The organism is Pseudomonas fluorescens (genome assembly GCF_902497775.2).
In the GTDB taxonomy this organism is placed as follows: domain Bacteria; phylum Pseudomonadota; class Gammaproteobacteria; order Pseudomonadales; family Pseudomonadaceae; genus Aquipseudomonas; species Aquipseudomonas putida_F.
Genome location: NZ_OZ024668.1, coordinates 4,891,765 through 4,908,683, shown reverse-complemented (window position 1 = coordinate 4,908,683; position 16,919 = coordinate 4,891,765). Strand labels below are relative to the sequence as shown.

The 16,919-nt window shown below is 61.4% G+C and carries 15 protein-coding genes; 10 read left to right on the top strand and 5 right to left on the bottom strand.

The annotated features are described in order from the left end of the window. From F8N82_RS22635 to F8N82_RS22605, 7 genes are all read left to right on the top strand, one after another. The gene (locus F8N82_RS22635; RefSeq protein ID WP_038997493.1) at nucleotides 1–1,758 is read left to right on the top strand and encodes a carbamoyltransferase family protein; all 1,758 of its coding nucleotides are present in this window, start codon (nucleotides 1–3) and stop codon (nucleotides 1,756–1,758) included. Further along, entirely contained in the window at nucleotides 1,742–2,872 is a 1,131-nt protein-coding gene (locus F8N82_RS22630; RefSeq protein WP_038997492.1) for a glycosyltransferase, read from the top strand. Before F8N82_RS22635 ends, F8N82_RS22630 begins: the two co-directional genes overlap by 17 nt. Then, nucleotides 2,872–3,768: an antimicrobial resistance protein Mig-14 gene (locus F8N82_RS22625; protein WP_038997491.1), complete on the top strand. Its 897-nt coding sequence runs from the start codon at nucleotides 2,872–2,874 to the stop codon at nucleotides 3,766–3,768. The genes F8N82_RS22630 and F8N82_RS22625 overlap by 1 nt, the downstream gene beginning before the upstream one ends. Beyond that, nucleotides 3,765–5,165, top strand: a complete 1,401-nt coding sequence (locus F8N82_RS22620) for a PIG-L deacetylase family protein (protein ID WP_038997490.1) — start codon at nucleotides 3,765–3,767, stop codon at nucleotides 5,163–5,165. Before F8N82_RS22625 ends, F8N82_RS22620 begins: the two co-directional genes overlap by 4 nt. Nucleotides 5,166–5,216: 51 nt before the next feature. Then, nucleotides 5,217–6,173, top strand: coding sequence for a glycosyltransferase family protein (locus F8N82_RS22615; protein ID WP_038997489.1), 957 nt, complete (start codon nucleotides 5,217–5,219; stop codon nucleotides 6,171–6,173). A 67-nt stretch (nucleotides 6,174–6,240) separates the two neighbouring features. Next, nucleotides 6,241–7,014, top strand: a complete 774-nt coding sequence (locus F8N82_RS22610) for a glycosyltransferase family 2 protein (RefSeq protein WP_038997488.1) — start codon at nucleotides 6,241–6,243, stop codon at nucleotides 7,012–7,014. Nucleotides 7,015–7,062: 48 nt separating this feature from the next. Then, nucleotides 7,063–8,157 (top strand): glycosyltransferase, encoded by a 1,095-nt coding sequence (locus tag F8N82_RS22605; RefSeq protein WP_038997487.1) that lies wholly within the window; start codon nucleotides 7,063–7,065, stop codon nucleotides 8,155–8,157. Between the two features lie 5 nt (nucleotides 8,158–8,162). Here the strand turns inward: F8N82_RS22605 and F8N82_RS22600 are convergent, their stop codons facing one another. Beyond that, nucleotides 8,163–8,765 (bottom strand): toluene tolerance protein, encoded by a 603-nt coding sequence (locus F8N82_RS22600; RefSeq protein WP_038997486.1) that lies wholly within the window; start codon nucleotides 8,763–8,765, stop codon nucleotides 8,163–8,165. 100 nt (nucleotides 8,766–8,865) lie between these two features. Between F8N82_RS22600 and F8N82_RS22595 the strand changes: the two genes are divergently transcribed. The 3 genes from F8N82_RS22595 to hldE all read left to right on the top strand — a co-directional run bounded on the left by F8N82_RS22595 (nucleotide 8,866) and on the right by hldE (nucleotide 13,419). Further along, entirely contained in the window at nucleotides 8,866–10,041 is a 1,176-nt protein-coding gene (locus F8N82_RS22595; RefSeq protein ID WP_038999646.1) for an O-antigen ligase family protein, read from the top strand. A gap of 15 nt (nucleotides 10,042–10,056) precedes the next feature. Further along, nucleotides 10,057–11,865: a lipid A export permease/ATP-binding protein MsbA gene (gene msbA, locus F8N82_RS22590; protein WP_038997485.1), complete on the top strand. Its 1,809-nt coding sequence runs from the start codon at nucleotides 10,057–10,059 to the stop codon at nucleotides 11,863–11,865. Nucleotides 11,866–11,997: 132 nt separating this feature from the next. After that, nucleotides 11,998–13,419 (top strand): bifunctional D-glycero-beta-D-manno-heptose-7-phosphate kinase/D-glycero-beta-D-manno-heptose 1-phosphate adenylyltransferase HldE, encoded by a 1,422-nt coding sequence (hldE, locus tag F8N82_RS22585; RefSeq protein WP_038997484.1) that lies wholly within the window; start codon nucleotides 11,998–12,000, stop codon nucleotides 13,417–13,419. Between the two features lie 33 nt (nucleotides 13,420–13,452). Here the strand turns inward: hldE and F8N82_RS22580 are convergent, their stop codons facing one another. The 4 genes from F8N82_RS22580 to F8N82_RS22565 form a co-directional block, all read right to left on the bottom strand. Further along, on the bottom strand, nucleotides 13,453–14,415 hold the full coding sequence (locus F8N82_RS22580; RefSeq protein ID WP_038997483.1) for a hypothetical protein: 963 nt from the start codon (nucleotides 14,413–14,415) through the stop codon (nucleotides 13,453–13,455). Nucleotides 14,416–14,462: 47 nt separating this feature from the next. Then, on the bottom strand, nucleotides 14,463–15,272 hold the full coding sequence (locus F8N82_RS22575) for an aldo/keto reductase (protein WP_038997482.1): 810 nt from the start codon (nucleotides 15,270–15,272) through the stop codon (nucleotides 14,463–14,465). Next, complete coding sequence (locus F8N82_RS22570; protein WP_038997481.1) at nucleotides 15,269–16,444, bottom strand: NAD(P)/FAD-dependent oxidoreductase; 1,176 nt, start codon at nucleotides 16,442–16,444, stop codon at nucleotides 15,269–15,271. The genes F8N82_RS22575 and F8N82_RS22570 overlap by 4 nt, the downstream gene beginning before the upstream one ends. A 68-nt stretch (nucleotides 16,445–16,512) precedes the next feature. Then, nucleotides 16,513–16,845, bottom strand: a complete 333-nt coding sequence (locus tag F8N82_RS22565; protein WP_038997480.1) for a DMT family transporter — start codon at nucleotides 16,843–16,845, stop codon at nucleotides 16,513–16,515. Nucleotides 16,846–16,919 lie beyond the last annotated feature (74 nt).

Sequence of the window (16,919 nt, the reverse complement as noted above, 5' to 3'; positions counted from 1 at the left end):
TTGGCATTGACGATTCTTGGCCTGTCCGGCGCCCTTAGTCATGACCCTTCCGCGGCCCTGTACATCGACGGCAAGCTGATTGCCGCCGCTGAAGAAGAGCGCTTCGTGCGCGATAAACATGCAAAGAACCGCATGCCCTACGAATCGGCGAAGTTCTGCCTGGAGCAAGCCGGTATCAAACCGTCCGACGTTGACGTAGTGGCGATCCCGTTCGCCCCGATCAGCCTGTTCGGCGAGGCTCGCTGGCACTACGCCAAGCGTTACTGGTATGCCCCGGATCGCGCCCTCGACGCCATCCTGATGGGCAACCGTCGCTACAAGCGCTACCGCAAGAAGATCGTCTGGTGCCTGGAGCAGCTGGGCTTCGACCCGAAAAAGGTCAAGATCGAGCCGGTCGAGCACCACCTGGCGCATGCCTCCAGTGCCTACCACTGCTCCGGTTTCAAAGAGAAAACCGCGATCCTCGGTATCGACGGCAAAGGCGAGTACGCCACGACCTTCTTTGGCTACGGCGAAAACGGCAAGATCCACAAGATCAAGGAATTCTTCGATCCGGACTCCCTGGGTGGCCTGTACGGCGCGATCACCGAGTTCCTCGGCTTCGAAATGCTCGATGGCGAGTTCAAGGTCATGGGCATGGCGCCTTATGGCGATGCTAGCAAGTACGACTTCTCGCGCTTGGCCTCGTTCGAGAACGGCGAGCTGGTGATCAACACCGACTACGCCAACGTCATCGGCCTGCGTCGTTATAAAGAGAAGGGCAAGGGTTTCTACTTCTCGCCGAAGTTGATCGAGTGGCTGGGCCCGAAACGCGAAGGCGACATCGCCGACGAGCCGTATATTCACTACGCCGCGAGCATGCAGGCGCTGTTCGAGAAGCTCGCCCTGCAGATGATCGACCACTACCTGGGCGACATCCTCAAAGAGACCGGCAAGCTGGCCTTCGCCGGCGGTTGCGCGCTGAACGTCAAGCTCAACCAGAAGATCATCGCCCGTCCTGACCTCAAGGAACTGTTCGTCCAGCCGGCTTCCGGTGACGCCGGTACCGCGGTCGGTGCTGCTGCCTATGTGTCCCACGCCCGTGGCGTGCCGGTCGAGAAGATGGAGCATGTCTACCTCGGCCCTGCGTACTCCAACGAAGACGTGATCGCCGCCTGTGCCCGTCACCCGAGCCAGCCGAAATGGCGCAAGCTGGAGAACATGCCCGAGCAGATCGCCAAGATCATGGTCGATGGCAACCCGGTGGCCTGGTTCCAGGGCCGCATGGAGTTCGGCCCGCGTGCCCTCGGGGGGCGCTCGATCATCGGTTGCCCAAGCGTTGAAGGCGTTGCCGACCGCATCAACCACCAGATCAAGTTCCGCGAGCGCTGGAGGCCTTTCTGCCCGTCGATGCTCGACACCGTTGCGCCGCAGATGATCAAGATCGATCACCCGGCGCCGTTCATGACCTTCACCTTCGAAGTGGCTGAAGAGTGGAAGACCCGCGTGCCGGAAGTCGTCCACGAAGACGGCACCTCGCGGGCCCAGGTGCTCAAGCGCGAGTACAATCCGCGCTACTACGACATGATGAAAGCGCTGGAGACCCTGACCGGCAACGGCGTGTCGCTGAACACCTCGCTCAACCGTCGTGGCGAGCCGATGATCTGCTCGCCGACCGATGCGCTGAACATGTTCTTCGGCTCGGACCTGCAGTACCTGATCATGGAAGACATCCTGGTGGTCAAGGACGGCGCGGACACTTATGACGTCCAGGGCTGAAAAACGCGTCCTGCAGTTCTGTCATGGTTATGACGGTCCGTTTCTGGATTGCGCGCGCCAGTACGCCAGCCTGTTCGCCGGCAGCGGTTACAAGGTCACCACGGTGTTCCTTACTGGCGCCGCCGATCCTCAGGTAGCGGCGGGCTGCGCCTCGGATGAGGTGATCTTCCTCGAGTTCAGCTCCAAGGCAATCCGTGGCCTGAAGCTGGGGGCGATCCGCGCATTGCGGCGGATCGTCGCCAGCCGCCAGTTCAGCTTCTGCATCGCGCACCGCTTCAAGCCGATCTATATCGCCTTGCTCGGCAGCCGCTTGCCGGTGGTTGGCGTGCATCACGCTTTTGGTGACTACCTGCGTGGCAGCCGCCAGCTGTTTGCCAACCTGTTCAGCAAGCGCCTGAGCCTGCTCGGCGTTTCTGATGCGGTGCGTGACGACATGCGCAAATGCCTGCCCAAGTGGCCGGTCGAGCGTATCCAGACCCTCTACAACCGCATCGATATCGAGGCGCTGCAGGCCAGCCAGGTGCCCGCCGCGCAAGCGCGCGAGGCCTTGGGCCTGGACCCGCAGGCATGGATCGTCGGCAATGTCGGCCGCCTGCATCCGGACAAGGACCAGGCCACTTTGTTGCGTGGCTTTGCCCAGGCCCAGCCGCAACTGCCGGCTGGCGCGCGCCTGGCAATCCTTGGCAAGGGCCGTCTTGAGCAAGCGCTCAAGGATCAGGCCGCCGCGCTCGGCATTGCTGGGCAGGTGGACTTTCTCGGCCAGGTGCCTGACGCCCGCCGCTACTTCCGCGCTTTCGATGCCTTCGCCTTGAGCTCTGATCATGAGCCATTCGGCATGGTGCTGCTTGAAGCCATGGTCGCCGGCGTGCCGCTGCTGGCCACGGCCTGTGGTGGTGCGGTCGAGGTGGTCGAGGGTGTCGGCATCCTGTTCCCGCTGGGCGACGCCGAGCGCCTGGGACAAGGTTTGCAGCACCTGGCGGCGCTGGATGCAGGGCAACGCCAGGAGTGTGCCGAGCATATGCTGGTGCGGCTGCGTGAGCGTTTCTCCGATGCCGCGGTACGCGAGGCCTTCTGGCAACTGCCGCACGTTCGTGCGCTGACGGCGGAGGCTTGATGCTCAACCATATTCAAGGCTGGCGCGAGCGTGGCTGGGTGCAGATCGATGCGCCAACCTATGCTCAAGCCTGGCAAAAATTTGGTGGCAGTGTTGCCACCCATCCGCTGGTTATCGAACAGCTGGCTGACCTTGCACAGATCCCGGTGCGTTACCTGGGGTGGGAGCACAATGGCGAGCTCAAGGCCGCGATTCCCACTTGGGGCCGCTATCTGGCGTTGTCCAAGGATGTGCTCAAGCGTCAGGGAAAAAAAGGCCTGTATGACCTGGGCAACGCCGAGCTGATCCTGCCGGCCGCTGTCGATGCCCAGGCGTCGCTGCGCCACGCCGGACGCTACCTGTCCGAGCTCAACCAGGGCCGTTTTACCAACCTCAAGGCGCAGACCGAAGCGCTGGCCATGGCGCGTACACCGGAAGACCTGTCGAAGAAGTTTCGCTACAACCAGCGCCGCGAACTGCGTTTGCTGGAAGAGGCGGGTGGCCAGGTGCGGCCGGTCACGGACTTTTCCAGTGCCGAGCTTGCCGCGATCTACTGCGACCTGTTCCAGCGCCGCTGGGAGTTCCCGGCCACCGGTGCCGAGCGCATGGCCGAGGTGATCGAGCGCCTGCGCACGTTGTTGATCGGTTCGGTGCTGTTTCTTGACGATGCGCCCATTGCCATCCAGTTGGTCTATCGGGTTGAAGCGCCCGAGTGGATCAGCGTTGAATACATCAACGGTGGTGTTGATCCGCAAACCAAGGCGTTCAGCCCTGGCAGCGTACTGAGCTTCCTCAATACCCAGGCTGCCTGGGAAGACGCCCGTGCGCGCAACAAGCCCCTGCGTTTCTCCTTCGGCCGAGCCGATCGTGAGTACAAGGACCGTTGGTGCAACCCCGTGCCGGTGTTTCAGGTGTGAGTCGCAAGCAGCAGTTGCTCAAGCGCCATCGGCGCAACAAGCGCCTGGGGCTGCTGATCGGCCTGTTGGTGCTGCTCGCCCTGGGCATTTTTGTCCAGTGGTGGCTACCGCTGTTGCTTTTGCCGCTGCTGTGGGTGGCGCATGAGGCGTGGTTTGCCGATCATCTGTTCTACTCGCCGGCCGAGGACTATCAGTATCAGTTCCCGTCAGACTGCGTGGCCCATCCTGCCACGCTGGTCGATGGCCTTGTGCGCCTGCAGTCGCCGCTGCAGCTTGGCGGTGACCAAACGCTAATCTTGCAGGTGCGCCTCAAGAGCAGCTGGCTGGGGCGTTTCCTCGATCCAGCGGTAAACCTGGGCAGTGAAGACGTTCAGACTTTCGAGCGGGGCGTAAACGGCGTGCGCTACCTGAACCTGACCGGGCTGGCCGAGCCGTTGCTGGCTGGACGCCTGCGCCTGCGTGGGCGCCATTGCCGCCTGGTGGGCGAAGCAACGCTGTGGGTAAGCCCTCGGGCCGATCTTCGTCAGCGCCGGGTCATGGTCATCGCGCCCCATGCCGATGATGCCGAACTCGCAGCGTTTGGCCTTTACAGTCAGGCCAAGGAAACCTGGGTGGTGACTTTGACCGCCGGTGAAATCGAAGCCGAACATTACCAGCGCATGGGCCTGGAAGAGGCCGAGGCTGCGTGTCTGAAGGGTCGCTTGCGAGCCTGGGACAGTATCGCCGTGCCGCGCTGGGCAGGCGTGCCGGAGTCTCATTGCGTGCAGCTTGGGTATTTCTGCTTGCAGCTCCCGGCCATGCAGGCCGCACCTGCAGAGCCGATGGCTTCACGCGAGGCCGGGCTTGCCGATACGCGCCTGTTCCGTCAGTTCAACCCGCTGACCCTGCCGGGTGACCAGGACGGCGCGCCGACCTGGAACAACCTGCTGGCCGATGTGCGAGCGCTGTTGCTAAAAGCCCGGCCACAAGTGCTGGTGATGCCGCACCCGACCCTCGATCCGCACCCCGATCACATCTGCGCCCAGGCTGCGGTGCTTGAGGCGCTGCAGGGGCTGGAATGGCAACCTGAAACCCTGCTGTGTTATGCCAATCACCTGCATGACAATGACCGCTGGCCCATGGGCGATAGCGGTGCAGGTGTTGCCTTGCCGCCGCAACTGCAAGCGACCCAGGCCTGGGCCCCCTACAGCCTGTTGCTGGAGCTGCCGGTCCAGCGCGACAAGGCCATGGCCCTGGGCATGATGCACGACCTGCAGCCGCCTGCACCGTTCAAGCGCCGTCTGCGCCGCCTGCTGCAACGCTGGCTGGCCGGGCGTAGCCCTTCGCCTTATGGCGAGAACGAATTCTTTCGCAAGGCTGTGCGTCGCCATGAACTGTTCTGGCGTCGTGATCTCTGAGCATGACACTGCAAGATTGAAAGCGGTGGCCCGAGCGCCGCAAGGAAGACAATGAAAGTTCTATTTCTGGTGCAGAAAGAGCAGCGAGCAATCCTTGATCGCTTGTACGACGGCGTTGCAGCGCATTGCGACTGCGACCTGCGCTGGCTGAGCAGTGACGAGCAACGCAACTTGCGTGGCTATTTCCGCCGCGAAGTCGATGTCGACAAGTACGATCGGATCGTGTTCTTTCTGCGCTTCAAGCAGGAGATTCGCCAAGTCGGGTTCATTCGTACGGTGCCCAATCTGGTCATCCTCGAACATGATGCCTATCAGAACTACATCCCGTGCAAATACACTGGCAAGTTCAGCACCCACTACCGTCAGTTGCCCTGGGCGCGGGTGATCAGTTCCGGTTACATGGTCAGCGAGCGGCTGCGTCAGGAGGGTTTCGATGCCGAGTTCGTACCCAAGGGTTATGACCAGCAGTTGCTGGCCGACCAGGGCCGTGAGCGGGATATCGAACTGGCGTTCGTCGGCAGTACCAACAGTGTTGCCTACAGTGGCCGCAAAGCGCTGCTCGACGAACTGGCGCAGGTGGAAAACCTGCTGGTGACCCGCACCAAATCGGGTGAAGAGTATTGCGACACGCTCAACCGTATCCGCTTTTTTGTCAGTGCGGATGTCGGCATGGGCGAATACATGATCAAGAATTTCGAGGCGATGGCCTGTGGCTGCGTTTTGCTGGCCTTTGACCAGGGTGAAGCAGAGAATCGCGCCCTGGGCCTGAAAGACATGCATAACGTGGTGCTCTATGACAGCATTGCCCAGTTGCAAGAGAAGCTGAAAGTGTTGCGTGCCGACCCCGAGTTGGTCGAGTGCATTGGCAACAACGGCCGTGATCTGGCCGTTTCGCAATTCAGCTTTGCTCAGGTAGGTCGTAGCATCGTGGAAAAAATGCAGCCACCTCTTCGTCCCCGTCCAGCCCTGACCGGTTGGCAACGCTTGCGTTTGAGACTGGGCATATGAGCCGGCTGTCCTGAAGCCAGGGAAGTAGTCTCGAACATTTGAATACAGTTTATGGGGAGGGAGTCCGGTGCGATTCTGCCAAGATAGCGACGTAACACTGGTTGTCACCAGTTGCGGACGCTTCGATTTGTTAAAACTTACGCTGGAAAGCTTTGATCGGTTCAATACCGCGCCTATTCGTGAAGTATTCATCACCGAGGACTCGGGAGATGAAGCGGTTCACGAGGCTGTGCCTGAGCATTGGAAACCGCATTGCAAGGTTTTCGTCAATCGCCCGAAACTGGGGCAGCTTGCCTCGATCGACTTGGCCTACAGCCATGTAAACACTCCTTACATCTTTCACTGCGAGGATGATTGGGAGTTCTACCGGCCTGGATTTGTCGAAGACTCCCAGGCGATCCTGGCGGTCAGCCCCGAACTGCTCCAGGTCTGGTTGCGCAGTTATGTCTACGACCTGAAACTGCACAGCCCTTATATCCACCTTGGCGAGCGCCAGGTGATTGCCGGCGTTCCCTGCTATCCGTTGCTGTCGGACAAACCTGAATGGCAAAGCTTCTCGCTGAACCCGGGTCTGCGCCGCTTGAGCGATTATCAGCGCTGCGCGCCGTTCGCCGCCTATGCTGGTGAAAAGGCACTGTCAAAACGCTATGCCGAGTTGAACCTGACCGGTGTGAGCCTGGAAGGCGATGCCGTGTTGCACACCGGCTTTGGCATGCACGTGAGCCTGCCTGAAGAGCGTCAGCGTAAAGCCCGCCGGCGTCAGCGCGAGCGGGTCAAGCTGGCAGTGACGTTGTTGATCGGCTTGGCAGTGGGAGTCGGTATTGGCTTTCTTGGGAATTGATTCTGCCGTTTTGACGGGGTTCCAGTCCGATACAGGGGGTGTCTCCCTGTGAGTATCGTCAACATCATGTGGGCTGGCGGTTCGCCGTATGTTTCGGTGCACAAGGTGCATCAGCAGATACTATCCCAGGCCGAGCCTGGGGCAGAAGTCAGCAGTTGGCTGTTGCAAGGGCAGGGCGCGTGCTATGGCAGCGGATCGACGCGCGAGTGGCATCTGTCTCATCGCCTGCTCAAGGGGAGGCATGTCTGGCGAGCACTGCGTCCGTGGCTGGGCAGGCGGTTTCGCGACGCACTGGAGCAGGTCAACGCCCAGGTTCTGTTGATTGACGGGCTGGGCGTCTCGCGTTTGATACTGCCGGTGCTCAAGGTCATGCCGGATCTTCGTGCAACGGTCGTGTTTCATGGCAAGACCCGTTTGCGTCGGGCCGATATCGCCTTGTTGCGCACCTTCCCCGCCTCCCGCTTGACGGTTGTCGCCGTTTCACAAACCCTCGCCAACGCTTTGCAGCAGGACCTCGGGGTGCCGGTGCAGGTGTTGCGTACTGCACTTGAGCCTGATGGTTTCCGCTGCGGCTTGCTTGATCGACAACAAGCGCGACAGGCGATGGGGCTCACCGAGCATGGCGTTCGTGTCCTGGGCGCAGTCGGCCGGCTGGTCGATAGCAAGGGCTTTGACTACTTGCTCGATGCCTTCGCCCAGGTTGCCCGGCAGCAGGCCGATCTGCGCCTGGTGATTCTGGGGGAGGGCAACTTGCGCTCACAGTTGCAAGCTCGGGTCCAGGCGCTGGGCCTGGCTCAGAAAGTCTCTTTGCCAGGGCATTGCGTCGGGCTGGAAAAGCTCTACAGGGCGTTTGACTGGCTATTGATTCCTTCGCATTCCGAAGGTCTGGGTCTGGTTCTGCAAGAGGCGGTAATGGCCGATGTGCCAGTCTTGTGTAGTGAACTGGCAGTTTTCCGCGAGCAATTGGGAAGTGCGGGCCGTTATGCGCCGGCGGGTGATGTGGCCGCCTGGAGCGACGCAATCACCGCCTGCGTGGGTCTTGAGGCAAGCGCAGTTGCCCGCGCTCAATACCAGGCCTTGCAGCCCGATGAGGCCTGGCAACGCTTCAGCCAGACTTCAAGGGCGCTGCTGGGCAAGCGCTGAGCCTCCTACGGCAGCAATGCGCGCTCCAGGTCAGCCAGGGGGAATTTGTCCGCCAACTGCTCCCGGGCTATGTACCGGGCAAAATGTTGCACATTGCGCCTGATCATTCGGCTGGACAAAGGCGCCCGCAGGAAACGCATGTCGGCGACGTCGATCAAGCCAAGTTGCTGGTCCGGTGTGACAACGATGTTGCCAAGGTGCAGAGAGCGGAAGTAAATGCCTGACTGATGCAGATGGCGCACCAGTCCTATGAGTTCCGGCAGACGCTCCTGCCAGCTGAAGCCGGGTTCGCGGGACTGTTGGCTCAAGGTTTTGCCTGGCAGTGGGCGGTACAGCACCGCAGTCATTCCTGGTGCGTCCAGCTTGTAGTACTCCAGCACTTCAAGCGTAGGAATTCCCTTTTTCTTTAGCATCACCGCGTTGTCGATAAAGCGTCTCGAGTAAGGTCGCAGCAGCGCAGATGAAATTAACCGCTTGCGCCTGAACAGCTTGAGGATATTGCCGTCTGTTAACAGGTAGACTTTAGCGCCGTAGCTGTCGGCCTCCAGGATCTGGGCGCCGAGTATCAGCTGATTGAAGTCGACCTGGGGGAGCCGGGAACATTGCATGGGTAAGGGCCTTGTCATCGGGCAAGCAAAATGACCGGCAATAATGCCGAAAAGTTCAAGGATGCACCATGGTGATGTTAGTGAATGGATGGGGAGAAGCATGATGTATGCAAGGCGCTGGGCGCAGGTTTGGCTGACGGTCGGTTTTTTATGGTTTCTGGTGGCAATTGCCTTGGCGCCGAGCAACAAAATCTATCAGCAAGGCCTGATCCTCTTTCTCTGGTTGCCGACATTGGTGTTGTTCTGGTCTGCACGTGAGATGTACACGCAAGTGTGGAGCGTTCAACGTTGGTTATGCCTGTCCGTCTGTCTGCTATTGTGCTGGGCTGCATTGAGCCTGTCCTGGTCGGCCGCGGATGATCTCGGGCGTGAGTTCAAGCGTCTGTTCTACATTGCCGTTTTTCTGCTGTTCTTCCCTCTCCTGGCCAGTCTTGGCGTACAGCGCGTGATGCAGCTGATGGTATGGGGAGGCATAGGGCTAGGAGTGGCAGCGCTTTACTCCATCATCTATTACTACGGGGTTCTGGATAAGCCATGGGGCGCCAGATTATGGGGTATAGGTGAGATTTCGCATCCAATTCTTGGCGCTTATGTCATCGCCGCAGCCGTAGTCTGGATGCTCCATTGGCCACCTCAGCAGCGCTGGGTCCAGGTGCTCTGGGGAAGCGCGCTGCTGTTGCTGGGGGCATTTCTGATTCTGTGCCAGAGTCGCGGAGCAGCCTTGGGGTTGTTGATATCGCTGGTCGCCATGCCGTTGTGGTGTCGGGACCGTCGTAGTTGCCTGATTTCGGCTGCCACGGTGGTCGCAGCGATCATCGGATTCATTGTGATGTATTCAATGATCATGCAGCGTGGATCGTCCTTCCGTCCGGAAATCTTCCAGGCCAGTTTGCAGATGATTACAGAGCATCCCTGGTTGGGGCTTGGCCTGGGGGCGTTCTATCAGGTAGCGGCGGCGGGGCAGCAGTTCGACCACACGCATAATATGTTTTCCCATATTGCCATCGAGATCGGTATTCCGGGCATGTTGCTGTGGTTGGCTGTGTGGGTGTGTGTGTTGCACGAAATCTGGCGCGCACGCGGGACTACCTTTGGCAAGGGCCTGATGGGGCTGTGGCTGTTTTCGACCCTCGCAATGCAATTCGACGCCGCAAGTCTGACGGGTACCCCGCGTGCCGAGTGGTTCATCAGCTGGCTGCCGGTCGGTCTGGCCACTGTCCTGGTCTGGGTACGTGTCCGGGCTCCAGGCTGTGATAAAATTTCTGGTTCTATCTGAACAGCGAGCTCGACGATGGCCGAAACACCGCGAGAGGCGGAGCAGAGCTCCAGCCTGAAAATCTACTTCCGGCTGCTGAGCTATGTGAAGCCGTACATCGGCATTTTTATGCTGAGTATCCTCGGCTTTGTGATCTTTGCTTCGACCCAGCCAATGCTGGCCGGGATTCTCAAGTATTTCGTCGATGGCTTGAGCAATCCCCAGGCGGTGTTGTTCCCCAACGTGCCGTATCTCAAGGACCTGCAGTTGCTGCAGGCGGTGCCGCTGCTGATCGTGCTGATCGCCGCCTGGCAGGGCCTCGGCTCGTTCCTGGGCAACTACTTCCTGGCCAAGGTTTCCCTGGGCCTGGTGCACGACCTGCGGGTCGAGTTGTTCAACAAGCTGTTGGTGCTGCCTAACCGTTACTTCGACAACCACAACTCCGGTCACCTGATTTCACGCATCACCTTCAACGTGACCATGGTCACCGGCGCGGCAACCGATGCAATCAAGGTGGTGATACGTGAAGGTCTGACCGTGGTCTTCCTGTTTGTCTACCTGCTGTGGATGAACTGGAAGTTGACCCTGGTGATGCTGGCAATCCTGCCGATCATTGCGGTGATGGTCGGTACGGCGAGCAAGAAATTCCGTAAGCAGAGCAAGAAGATCCAGGTGGCCATGGGTGACGTTACCCACGTCGCTTCCGAGACTATCCAGGGCTACCGGGTCGTGCGCAGCTTCGGTGGCGAAAGCTATGAGCAACAGCGCTTTGCCAATGCCAGCCAGAGCAACACCGACAAGCAGCTGCGCATGACCAAGACCGGCGCGGTCTACACGCCGATGTTGCAGCTGGTGATCTATACCGCCATGGCCGCGCTGATGTTCCTGGTGTTGTTCCTGCGAGGTGATGCCACGGCAGGTGACCTGGTTGCCTATATCACCGCGGCGGGTCTGCTGCCCAAACCGATTCGCCAGTTGTCGGAAGTCAGTTCGACCATTCAAAAGGGCCTGGCCGGAGCCGAAAGCATTTTCGAGCAACTGGACGAGGCGCCAGAAGTCGACAGCGGCACTGTTGAACTCGACCGTGTAGTGGGTCGCCTTGAGGTCCGCAACCTGAGCTTCACCTATCCGGGTACCGAACGTCAGGTCCTGACCGATATTTCCTTCACCGCCGAACCCGGGCAGATGATCGCCCTGGTGGGCCGTTCGGGCAGTGGCAAGTCGACCCTGGCGGGGTTGATCCCGCGTTTCTACCACCACGACCAGGGGCAGATCCTGCTCGATGGCGTGGAGATTGAAAACTACCGGCTGCGCAACCTGCGCAAGCACGTCGCCCAGGTGACCCAGCATGTAACGCTGTTCAACGATACCGTGGCCAACAACATCGCCTATGGCGATCTGGCCGGGGCGCCACGAGCCGAAATCGAGGCCGCCGCCGCCGATGCCTATGCCAAGGAATTCGTCGACCAGTTGCCCAAGGGCTTCGATACCCAGGTCGGTGAAAACGGCGTGCTGTTGTCTGGCGGCCAGCGCCAGCGTTTGGCGATTGCCCGGGCGCTGCTCAAGAATGCGCCGTTGCTGATTCTCGATGAGGCCACTTCGGCCCTCGATACCGAGTCCGAGCGGCACATCCAGGCCGCCCTGGATCATGTGATGAAAGGTCGCACCACCCTGGTGATCGCCCACCGTCTGTCGACCATCGAGAAGGCCGACATGATCCTGGTGATGGACCAGGGCAAGCTGGTCGAGCGTGGTACTCACGCCGAGTTGCTGGCTGCCAATGGCTACTACGCCAGGCTGCATGCCATGGGGCTGGATGAGCCGGCCAAGGTCGACATCACCTGATCCACCCGCACCGGGGCTTGTTGGCCCCGGTTGCCTTTCCCTGGAAAGCCTCGCAACAAGGCGGTAAACAAGCCTTCGCTTTGCCTGTGCTAATATCCTGCCCCTGTTAATTATTTTGTATATGGGTTGCCCATGAAGTTGTCCATGCCGCGTTTCGATCAAGCCCCGGTACTGGTGGTGGGCGATGTCATGCTCGACCGCTATTGGCATGGCGGTACCTCACGGATTTCACCTGAAGCGCCGGTGCCGGTGGTCAAGGTCGAACAGATCGAGGACCGTCCCGGCGGTGCTGCCAACGTGGCCTTGAACATCGCCGCTCTGGGCGCGCCGGCAGCGCTGGTTGGCGTGACCGGTCAGGACGAGGCTGCCGACAGCCTTGCCAACAGCTTGCAGGCTGCTGGTGTACGCTCGATCTTCCAGCGTATTGCTCACCAGCCGACCATCGTCAAGTTGCGGGTCATGAGCCGTCACCAGCAGTTGCTGCGTATCGACTTTGAAGAGCCCTTTGCCACCGACCCGCTGTCCCTGGGCGCCGAGGTCGATGCGTTGCTCGATGGCGTCAAGGTGCTGGTGCTGTCGGACTATGGCAAGGGGGCATTGAAAAACCACCAGAGCCTGATCCAGGCGGCCCGGGCCAAGGGCATTCCGGTGCTGGCCGACCCCAAGGGCAAGGATTTCTCGATCTATCGTGGCGCCAGCCTGATCACCCCGAACCTCAGCGAATTCGAAACAATCGTTGGCCGTTGTGCCGACGAGGCCGAGCTGGTGGCCAAGGGCGCTCAGTTGATGAGCGAGCTGGAACTGGGCGCCTTGCTGGTGACCCGTGGCGAACACGGCATGACGCTGCTGCGTCCTGATCACCCGGCCTTGCACCTGCCAGCCCGTGCCCGTGAAGTGTTCGACGTGACCGGTGCTGGCGATACAGTGATCTCGACCCTGGCCGCGGCCATCGCTGCCGGCGAAGAGCTGCCGCATGCCGTAGGTCTGGCAAATCTTGCCGCCGGTATCGTGGTCGGCAAGCTGGGTACCGCCGCCATCAGCGCCCCTGAGCTGCGCCGTGCCATCCAGCGCGAAGAAGGTTCCGAGCGTGGCGTGCTGAGCCTCGACCAGTTGCTGCTGGCCATCGACGATGCCCGCGCGCACAACGAGAAGATTGTCTTCACCAACGGTTGCTTCGACATTCTGCATGCCGGTCACGTGACCTACCTCGAGCAGGCCCGAGCCCAGGGCGATCGCCTGATCGTCGCGGTCAACGACGACGCCTCGGTCAGCCGCCTGAAAGGCCCGGGCCGGCCGATCAACAGTGTTGACCGGCGCATGGCCGTGCTGGCTGGCCTCGGCGCCGTGGACTGGGTCATCAGCTTCCCTGAAGGTACCCCGGAAAACCTGCTGAGCCAGGTCAAGCCGGATGTGTTGGTCAAGGGCGGAGACTACGGTATCGACCAGGTAGTTGGCGCCGACATCGTCAAGGCCTACGGCGGCACCGTGAAGGTGCTGGGCCTGGTGGAAAACAGCTCGACCACCGCCATTGTCGAGAAGATCCGCAAGAACTGAAGCATCGCGGGGCAAGTCGCCCCGTGATCGGTTCTACTTGCGCAATCCGCCACGCGCCATCTGCAACAACTCCCGCGCCCTGCCGGTCAGCCGCTTCAAGCCGCTGTCCGGCTTCGCGGGCGTCAGGCCTTGCTGCCTGACCCAGTCTTTCCAGCGAATCCGCTCATCCCTGACCAGCCATCCTTCCTGCCGGGCGAAGCTTTCGGCCAGGTAAAGCCCGCGGGTGGTGGCCGGTACCAGGCGATCCTTGCTCAGGGTATAGAGCTCGGCGCGTGGCTGGCCGTCTTCCAGCGGCATCAGGTAAAGGTCGGGACGCTTGCGGTTGAGACGGGCCACCAACTGGTCGCCTTCAAGGCGCTCATCGACATGAAACAGGCTCAGTGATTTGGCCTCGCGCGGCACTTGCAGGCACAGGTCGTAGATCAGTTGCAGCGAGGCGGTGGGCAAATGCACGTAGGCACGCGGCCGCTCCAGTAGCTGCAGGTTGGCGCAGCGCACCGGGCGTGCGGCGCCGGATTGCGGGGTCAGGACAAACGGCAGGGCTTCGCGGTAGTGCAGGGCGTCAGCGTAGGGGGCCGGTAGCCAGGTATCGTTGAAGCGCCCGCCCAGCCAGCCTTCCGGGGTTTCCAGCAGGCATTCCTCGGCAACCTCCTGAATCGCTGTATGCAGCGGCAGGTTCAGCTCTTGGGCTGGCACGTAGCCGGAGATCAACTTCAAGACCACGTCGCCACGGTCCTGGCGGCGCTGACGCACCAGCACCCAGTAATCGCGATTCTGCCAGCGCAGGGTCAGCCGTACCGACACGCCAAGGTTGGCCAACTCGACAGCAAAGTGCTGGCTGTCGGCGAGCTGGATTGGCTTGCGTCGTTGCAGGGTCTGGGCGAAGTTCAGCGGCATGCCGATGCTCTGGTAGACCAGGCCTTCGGGGCTGGCCTCGACATGCAACGGCAGGGTTTTGAAGTTGCTTGGGTTCTTGCGGATCAGCGTTCGCGGCATGTCGGCTCCTTCTTGCGTTGGGGTCGGCCGCGGCGGCGGCATGAATGTCAGCGGCGCAGAACGTTGGCGACGGTCGCCACATTATGGGCCAGGTGCAGCGGGTTGATGGTACCGACAATAGCACTGCTGACGCCGGGGTGGGCGAACAGCAGTTCGAAGCTGGCACGCACCGGGTCGACACCCGGGCTCAGGCATGCGTGACCACTGGCCAGGGCCTTTTTCACCAGGATCGCCTTGCCGTGGTCGGCAGCATAATCGATCACCGGACGTTCAGCCTGCTCGTTCAGATTGTAGGTGACCATGGCGCAATCGCCGCGTTCGAGCGCCTTGAGGCCGCCGGCTGCAGTTTTGCCGGACAGCCCGAAGCCACGGATCTTGCCTTCCTGCTTCAGCGCTTCGAGGGCCTGGTAGACCTCTTCGTGCTCAAGGATATGCAGGTCGTTGCCGTCGGAATGCACCAGCACCAGGTCGATGCAGTCGGTTTCCAGGCGCGTGAGGCTGCGCTCGATGGAAAAGCGCGTGTGCGCCGCACTGAAGTCGAAGCGCGACTGGCCATCCTCGAACTCTTCACCGACCTTGCTGACGATCACCCAGTGATCACGCTGGCCACGCAACAGCGGGCCGAGGCGTTCTTCGCTGCGGCCATAGGCGGGTGCGGTATCGATTAGATTGATGCCCAGTTCCCGGGCCTGGGCCAGCAGCATCCGGGCTTCGTCATCATCAGGAATGGTGAAGCCGCTGGGGTATTTGACGCCCTGATCGCGGCCGAGCTTGACCGTGCCCAGGCCCAGTGGCGAAACCATCAGGCCGGTGCTGCCGAGTGGGCGATGCAGGTCGTGCAGGGTCGGCAGGCTCATGGCAGCAGTTGCTCCCACACCGGCAGGGCCATGGGCGGCCGCGGCAGTCCGGGCAAGGCGGCCTGGCCGGCCGGCTTGATGCCGTCGCGCTCAAGGTTGGCCAGCACCCGGTCGCTGAAGTCCGGGGCCAGGGCCAGCTTGGTCGGCCAACCCACCAGCAGACGTTGCTCCTCGGCGAGGAAGGCATTGTCGGGGCGTACCAGGCCCGATTGCGCAGGCTCAGCGCGGTCGATACGCACGGTTGCCCAGCGCACCTGGCTCAGGTCGACCCATGGCAGCAGATTGGCGACTTCTTTTTTCGCCGCGGCGATCTGCGCGTCGGGCTCGCGGGCCACGCCCTCTGCTTCGGCCAGGTCGCCGCCCAGGTACCAGACCCACTGACCATCAGCGGCCGGGTGGCTGGTAACGGTGATGCGTGGCTTCGGCCCGCCGCCCAGGCAGTGGGCGTACAGTGGTTTGAGGCTGGCGCCCTTGGCCATGACCATGTGCAGCGGCCGGCGCTGCATGGCCGGCTGGCTCAGGCCCAGAGCCTGGAGCAAGGCAGCATTGCCGGCACCCGCGCTGAGTACCACGCGTTGGGCGCGGATTTCGCGGCCATCGACGCGCAGGCCGGTCAGCTCGCCATTATCGTGCAGGGGCTCGATGGTTTCTGCGGCCAGCAGGCTGTCGCCGGCCAGTTCCGCAAGCTTGTTGAGCAGGCTCGGCACGTCGACGACCAACTCGGCCAAACGATAGACCTTGCCCTTGAACGCGCGGTCCTGCAGGGCGGGTGGCAACTGATCGCCTTTGACCTGATCAACCCGGCCGCGCACTGCCTTGCTGGCAAAGAAGCTGGTGAGGTTACCGGCCAGGGTGCCGGGGGACCACAGGTAATGGGCTTCGGACAGCAGGCGCACGCCGGTCAGGTCCAGCTCGCCATTGCCGGCCAGGGCTTCGCGCCAGCGCCGGGGCATGTCGGCGATGGCTTCCGAGGCGCCGGTCAGGGCGCCGTGCAGCGCATATTTGGCGCCACCGTGGATGATCCCTTGGGATTTGAGGGTCTGCTCGCCACCGAGGCTGGCGCGCTCCACCAGTACCGTCGAATAGCCGAGCCGACGCAGGCGGGCATTGAGCCAGAGGCCTGCGACCCCGGCGCCGACGATCAGCACATCGGTGGAAATTACGGTTGGCATGCATGAACCTCACAAGCTTGGACAGACGCCCAGTATACAGCCTGTGAGCCATTGCACCCGGTTGCCGATCAATGCCCGGCGGTTTTCGAGAAGACCTGGATCACCACCACACCGCCGACGATCATGGCCATGCCGAGCATCGCCGGCACGTCCAGCTTCTGCCCGTAGATCACCAGCGCCGCAACGCTGATCAGGACGATGCCCAAGCCCGACCAGATTGCATAGGCGATACCCACCGGAATGCTGCGCACCACCAGGGTCAGCATCCAGAACGCCACAGCGTAGCCACAGACCATCAGCAGCAGCGGCAGGGGCGTGCTCAGGCCCTTGACGGCTTTCATCGACGCGGTGGCGATGACTTCGGCGCAGATGGCGATAGCCAGGTAGGTGTAGGCATTCATGTCGGTGATCCTCTGTTCTGGCTGGGCATTCTAGAGCAAGCCTGAATGGGGTAAAGTCATTACCTATCTTTCCT